Origin of the sequence: Corallococcus sicarius (assembly GCF_003611735.1) — a bacterium.
Lineage (GTDB): Bacteria > Myxococcota > Myxococcia > Myxococcales > Myxococcaceae > Corallococcus > Corallococcus sicarius.
In genome coordinates, this window is sequence record NZ_RAWG01000436.1 from 1 (window position 1) to 6,303 (window position 6,303).

The 6,303-nt window shown below is 67.7% G+C and carries 6 protein-coding genes and 1 pseudogene; 3 read left to right on the forward strand and 4 right to left on the reverse strand.

Translation table 11 applies throughout. From position 1 onward, the window contains the following. Positions 1 to 188, reverse strand: a 188-nt coding sequence (locus D7X12_RS43865) for a hypothetical protein (protein ID WP_208719546.1), incomplete at its 3' end; no start/stop codon positions are given. Between D7X12_RS43865 and D7X12_RS37955 the strand changes: the two genes are divergently transcribed. The 3 genes from D7X12_RS37955 (at position 187) to D7X12_RS37965 (ending at position 2,532) form a co-directional block, all read left to right on the forward strand. Then, positions 187 to 699 carry a hypothetical protein gene (locus tag D7X12_RS37955; RefSeq protein ID WP_147443924.1) on the forward strand — a complete coding sequence of 171 codons (513 nt, stop codon included), beginning with the start codon at positions 187 to 189 and terminating at the stop codon, positions 697 to 699. The genes D7X12_RS43865 and D7X12_RS37955 overlap by 2 nt on opposite strands. Positions 700 to 800: 101 nt before the next feature. Further along, entirely contained in the window at positions 801 to 1,736 is a 936-nt protein-coding gene (locus tag D7X12_RS37960; protein WP_120630058.1) for a DUF2381 family protein, read from the forward strand. 289 nt (positions 1,737 to 2,025) lie between these two features. Further along, a complete protein-coding gene (locus tag D7X12_RS37965) occupies positions 2,026 to 2,532 on the forward strand; it encodes a DUF4328 domain-containing protein (RefSeq protein WP_158620204.1) in 507 nt (168 codons plus the stop codon). On the opposite strand, the gene D7X12_RS37970 is transcribed toward D7X12_RS37965, so the two are convergent. From D7X12_RS37970 to D7X12_RS37980, 3 genes and pseudogenes are all read right to left on the reverse strand, one after another. Continuing rightward, positions 2,484 to 3,818, reverse strand: a complete 1,335-nt coding sequence (locus tag D7X12_RS37970; RefSeq protein ID WP_120630060.1) for a hypothetical protein — start codon at positions 3,816 to 3,818, stop codon at positions 2,484 to 2,486. The two genes, D7X12_RS37965 and D7X12_RS37970, sit on opposite strands and share 49 nt — an antisense overlap. Further along, the gene (locus tag D7X12_RS37975; protein WP_120630061.1) at positions 3,815 to 6,013 is read right to left on the reverse strand and encodes a hypothetical protein; all 2,199 of its coding nucleotides are present in this window, start codon (positions 6,011 to 6,013) and stop codon (positions 3,815 to 3,817) included. The genes D7X12_RS37970 and D7X12_RS37975 overlap by 4 nt, the downstream gene beginning before the upstream one ends. After that, positions 6,003 to 6,303 (reverse strand): annotated as a pseudogene (locus tag D7X12_RS37980) (hypothetical protein); the annotation flags it as partial. The gene D7X12_RS37975 and the pseudogene D7X12_RS37980, both read right to left, overlap by 11 nt.

Genomic DNA, 6,303 nt, shown 5'->3' on the forward strand with positions numbered 1-6,303 from the left:
GTGCTGGCGGTGGCCGCCGTGGTGGTGGGGTGGGGCGCGCCATGGCAGGTGTCCGCGCCCGTCCAGGAAGTGGCGCCCCCCCACCTGCCGCTTGAAGCTGACCGGGCCACGGCACCGCCCTTGTCAGCGGCATCCACCGTCGTGGCCGCCGCGTCCGTCGCGGCGCCCCCGGAGGACAGCGCTCCCATGAAGAAGTCCCAGCCCCCCACCTCCTCCTTGAAGAAGTCGTTGCGAAACGCCGGGTGCGTGGCCGGTGCCTCCCTTGCACTGGCCTGCGCGAGTGGCGCCCAGGTGCTCCCGCCGCCGGATCCGGAGGACTGCCCGCAGGCGGCGCTCACCGCCATGGAGGAACTGGGCATCGACATCGGGGACGACCGTATCGGTACGTTCACCGGCTACACGGGAGATCCCCGGGTCATCACCGTGCGTGGAGGAAGCGGCTCGATAAAGCTGGCGACCGGTGGCTATGGCGAGCAATTCCCAGGCGGAACGGTGCTGTCCTGCCGGATCACCCTGGGAGAGCGCGTCTTCGGCCACTGCAACTGGGCACGCACCAAGGCCGGAAAGACCTGGCCCGTCTGCTTTGAGTTACACGACGAGGATGGAAAGCTCGGAGTGGTGCGCAAGGACGATGGCAACGCCGACTCCGCCCGCATCTTCAACGCCTTCGACGTGGTGCCGGTGCGCCGCTTCAAGTGAGGCGTCCTCTGAAGAGGCGGCCCGGCGGCGAACGATGAAGCGAGGTGATAGGAGCCGCCCCGCGCTCGCCTCTTCCTGCTCCACCCTGGAGGTTTTGTCCCGTGCCCGCACCTTGTTTCGCCGTGGTCCTGGCGCTGTGTCTCCTGGGCTTGCCTGTCAACGCGCAGACGCCGTCCGTATCCCTCACTGCGAGCCCTCGGCCCATTGAACTGGCGGAAGAACCGGGCGGCGAATCGCCCGAGGTGTTCATCAGCCCGGGGAGGTCCACCACCCTGACGTTCGATTCGGAGTTACTGCGCACGGCGGAAGGCAAGGACACGGTGACCCTTGAGAAGCGAGAGGCTTTCGCGCTCGTGGACGCGGGCCTCATGACCCTCCGCCTCATTCCCTCCGAGGGGTCGATGCCGGGGGACCGGCTGCGGTTGACGGTGCGCTTCGCCGGCAGGGCGGCCCCTTCCGGTGCGGCCTTCACGCTCGTGGTGCATCCGGTCCAGGCGGAGCAGGTGGTGGAGGTGTACCGGAACGCGCGCCCGGTGGAGTCCTATCAACAGGAAGCAAGGGAAGCGCGGGCACGGACCGCACAGTGTTACGACGAGTTGAAGCGCACCCAGGCGGAGCGCACCGGGCCGGGGGGCTTGAGGAGTCTCCTCGCCGCGAAGCAGTTGGACGAGGAAGGCGTTCTTCCCAAGGTACTGACCGAGGCTGTCACCAAGGCACCGGGAAACGTGCTCTCCGTGTTTCGCGTTCGGAGTTACCGGGCCGCCGGGCGTGTCGCTGTGGAGTTCGAAGTGAACGGACTCGCGAATGCGCCACCCTTCGCGGTGGCGGGTGCGGCCCTGACAGGCCGGCGGGGCGCAGAACTGAAGGTGCTGCCCGTGTGGTCATCCGGGCCCATCAACGCGGATCCGTCCAATCCTGGGCACGTGGTGGTGGAAGCAGAGGCCAGGACAGAAGACGCCCGGGGCCCCTACACGCTCAAGCTCTGGGAAGAGGGTGGGGGCCGAACCGTGCTCCTCGGCAACGTGACGTTCCCGTAGGTCCTCGCGGTCCTCACCGCCGGTGCCGCTCCGCCTCATCCGGCGCTCGCACACCTTCTACGCACCAGGCTCTCCCCCACGAACGCCTCAACAATACATACCGTCGACTCATCAAGAACGCGCCTGACCAGGCCCCATGGCAGACACCTCTCCGACGACAACCGACCTGCGGCCGACGTGCCCCCGACATCCAGACCGTGCTGCGCTGACTGCGTGCGAGCGCTGCGGAAGCTACGCCTGCTCTGACTGCGCAGGAAGCAACGGGCGCTGTGAGGAGTGCCGTAGCCAGGTGGCGGCAGTACCCTCTTCAGCCGCTCGGGCCCGATGGACGTCCATTCTTCTCCTCGTCTCGGGAGGATCCGCAGTCATCAATCTGCTCTTCAGCGCCGCACTCCTGTTGACCGACGTTGAAGAGCACCCCTCATTCTCCGAGGTCTTCGACACCCTGACCCCTCTCACCTACACCATCGCCTTCGTAGACTACTTCTCATACAGGCTCGCGCCTGTCGCATTTCTGATGTGGGAATACCGTGTCGTCCGCCAGCTAGGCGTGTTGGGACTGGACGTTGGCGCAACGCCGGGCTGGGCGATTGGATGGTGGTTCATTCCATTCGCCAACCTCGTAAAGCCGTTCCGAATCATACAGCGCACGGTAAAAACGCTCGGTCTCGAATCGCTCATCCCCCTCGCTCACCTGGGAAGCTGGTGGGCCACCCACTCCGGACGACCGGAAGATGGCGCTCCCAATCAGGAGCGATGCCGCTCCGCCTCCCGGAAGAATTGGGTGAGCGAGTAGTCCAGTAACGCCTGGCGAGACTCCATGTACCGGTGAGCGCGAAGGAAGGGCAGCCAAACGCGCTTGCCGACGCGAACCTGGGACTCCTCCCGCTTTTGCCGCGGCACCCATGTTCCGCCCAGCCGCCGCACCAGCATGCCGCCCAGAAAGGCCCCGAGCGCCGGCGCCGTGTGCTCGTCGATGAGGTCCCGCTGGTACCGCTCCGGGAAGTTCTCCCGCCAGAAGTAGAAGTCCAGGTCCGTGAGGCACTCGGGTGTCGCGTCGAAGAGGCTGGGCACCTTCGTATGCAGCGCAGCCACGAGGCTCTCGGACAGGTCGCCGTAGTCGCTGCGGACGCGCTCGGGATTCTCCACGTCCGAGGGGAGGGCGACTGGGAGCCACTCTTGCGGCTCGGGCGGCTGGAAGGCATTGAGTTCGGCAATCTTCTGCTGCCGCTCGCTGATGGCGAACGCGTCCGGCAGTCGCGAGAGGAGCGGTGCCAGGTCAGGGTGGAAGCGAGGCTCCACGGGAGCGAGTGCGGCACTGCGCTCGCGCAGGGTGTGCAGCACGGTGTCGAAATCCAGGTCCGGCCGCAGGTGGACGTGGGCACGCGCCTGGGCCACACGCGATTCGTCGCTCGCGAAGTCCGCGGCGGTGGGCCATAGCACCAGGAGGATGGCGCCGTTGGACAGCTCCTCCACGAGGTGCGCAGGCGTCGAGAGCATTCGCTCGCGCCCTACGGACTCTACCAGCTTCGGGCCGAAGATGTTGAACCAATATAGTTCATAGACCTTGTCAAATCCGTCTCTATTGGCGACCTCATCATCCCGACCGAAACCAGGGGCTCCAGACAACTGATCATCGGCCATGCTGTGTGCCGAGGCGTAGGGCGCCGGATAGCTGTCTGCCCAGGCACGTACCATTTCCACAAATCTCCGACAGCGCTCCACTTCTGCAAAGAGCGAAAGCGGTTGCACATTGAGGCTGACGTTCAGTCTGGGCCGCCGGGGAGCAAACCCTAGATACAAAGCCAGTGACATCTGCGGAGCTGCCGCATGAAAGAACCCGACGGACGCACTCCTCTCGCTGCGTCGCTCCTCAATCGATTTCCAAACGGCCTCGCGGGAGTACTTGCGTTGCCGCTTGCCTCTGACAACATCTGGCAACCAGTCGCCAGCATGCTCTTCAAGGGCTTCAAGGAAAGGCGCCAGTTCATGCGTCAATTTGGCCTGTGGATTGAATGCGCCATCGAAAGAAAGTCGCAGACTGTCTTCGGCGTCCAAGTCCCGCAGCATTAGTAGGCTCATTGAAACAGGACCTCCACTCCCTCGACTTCATCACCGACCTTATCCAATGTGTTTTTCAATGTCTTGGCGTCAGTAGGCTTGAGTTCGCCACCCTCGTAGATGAGACGGACTTTCTGGACTTTTGCCGTCTGTTCGAAACCGGGGCGACGGATGTTCAGAGCCTCACCGTAATACCGCAGAGCATTGCTCGCGTCCGCAACCATCTGCGATGCCAGAGCATCCGCATCAAGGCGACGAAGGTCCCGACTCTTGAGGCTGAACGTCTCCACGCGCGGCCTCGGGCCAGCAGCGGGCCCCTCCTCGATGACGAGCACGTCCGCGAAGCGCAGGTCTGTCTTCGCCACGCCCACATGCGTCTCGACGCGGGGCTGGTCGAAGTCCTTGAGCCACCGCCGCTGCGCCCGCGGCAGGGCTGCATCCGCCTCCAGGAGGGCGACCATCTTCCTCTCGAAGTCCAGGCCCCGGGCGTACCGGTCACGCACGAGCCGATAGCCGGCCCACTTCAGGGGCCCCTTCTGCGCAATCCCTTGCTTGATTTCCGCGGCCCGCGTCTCCAGGTACGCCACGTAGTCAGCCCAGCGTGGCTGCGCAGTCACTTCGGCGGGAGCCGCTGCCTGAAGGGCCTGACGGTGCCTCGTCAACTCCGCCACATCCATCGGCAGGCGCTCTCCCGGGAACTCCGCCTCCCACTGCTGGAACTTCGCCTGCGCCACCTCCGCCGGGAGTCCGGCCGCCTCGGGGGGCACCGAGGGCCGACTGCCGCTGTTTCGTCCTGCGCCCCCACCCGTGGACGCGGCGCCCGGGGGCTCGCGATACCGCACCGCCAGCGTGGCCTGTGCTTGAGCGACGTTGCCTCGCGCCTCGTGCAGCGCGAGGGCCCCCGCCTCGCCCCACTCGCTCACCAGGAGGGCCGCCTCCCGGTTCTGCTGGAGGTGGCGGGCCAACTCCCCCACGGCGCTCTCCCCAAGGTGCGCCTCCAACCTCGCCAGCACGGCCTTCAGCGCCTCCACGCGGGGCACCACCGCCTGGAGTCGAGCCCCCGCCCGCCGGGAGAGGCCCGCTTCACGCAATGCGCGCGCTCCCTTCCCTCCCGCGTACAGGCCCACCATGAGGGCCGCAGGCGCCAACTGCCGCGTGGCCTCCTCGTACTCGCCCTTGGCGAGAGAAGCCCCGCCCTGCGCCGTCCCTGCCGCCAGATGGTAGAAGCCCAGCGGCACGCCGAAGGTGAGGTGGTCGAAGGACGCCAGGGCCACGTTGCCTGGCGTGAAGGCCCCCAGGTACTGCGCCCTCTCCACCTCTTCGTACGCGGTCCGGTAGGGCGGTGGCAGCTGCGGGGGCAGCGTGGACGCATCCACGCTCCGGCTTCCGCCAACGAGCGGAATGGAGGCCGCGACGTCATCCGCGGCCCGTCCCAGCCCGCGCGCGATATCGCCCGCGCGGAAGTCCCGCTCCGGGAAGTCAGCGAGGGCCAGGCCCCGCTGCGTCAGCTCCTCGCGCACCACCTCCATGGCCCCCAGCGCGCGCTTGAGCAGTTTGTCCTCGGCCAACAGGCGCAGCAGCTGCCGCACCTCGTCGTCGTGGGTGGTGTGCAGGACGAAGAGGGCGAGGACTTCCGCCTGGGCCAGGCCGTGCTTCTCGACGGCGGTGGAGAGGAAGGCCGCGCGCTTTTGGAGGAGGACGCGAGCAGCCTCGGCCTCCAGGGGGCCCAGGGCGCCCAGCCGGACGGCGTTCCAGTCCGAGAGGGCCTCCACCAGCTGCGGCAGGTCCGTCTGGCGTTGCAAGGCCAGGAAGGCCGCGGGCGTAGTGCACGCCAGGAAGGGCGCCAGTACCTCGTCCTCCGAGTCCAGGTGCGGCCAGCCCGAGGGCACCTCCCCGCAGACACCTGCCAGGGCGCCCACCATACGCAGGGGCGTCGTCTCGCCTCCGCCGGGGCTCGGGGGTGACGGCGCGGTCCGGCGGCGGTGCAGGAGCGGTCCGGCCGCGGACTCCTCATCGTCGAAGTCCTCGAGCGCGTCGTCCTCGGGGAGACTCGCGACGGCGCCGCGTCCCAAAGCCGCCATGGGCGTCGAGCCCGAGACGGCAGCCAGGGTGCCTCCAGCGCCCGCCCGAGAGGGCAGCGAGGCACACCCCGCCGTGAGGAGCGCCAGGGCCAGCACCCGGCTGGCTCCGCCGCGCGGCAGTCGCTCAGCGCGCATGGTCCACCCCCAGCCCCACGGCCGCGAAGGCCCCCGGCCGCGGCGTCCCCTCCGGCGTGGGAAACAGCAGCGTGCCGCCCTGGCCCAGGGCGTAGAGGTTGCCTCCCAGCAAGCGCCACCGGGCCTCCCCGGAGACGAGGTAGCGCGCTCCGGGCTGGCCCACGGCTGTCGCCAGCCCACCGGCGCTCAGGCTCAAGTCCCGGTGGAAGAGTTGCGCCTCCACCCGCCCGTCCACGTCCACCCGGCCCCAGGAGAAGGCCTCCACCCCCAGGGAGAGAAAGAGGTGTCGC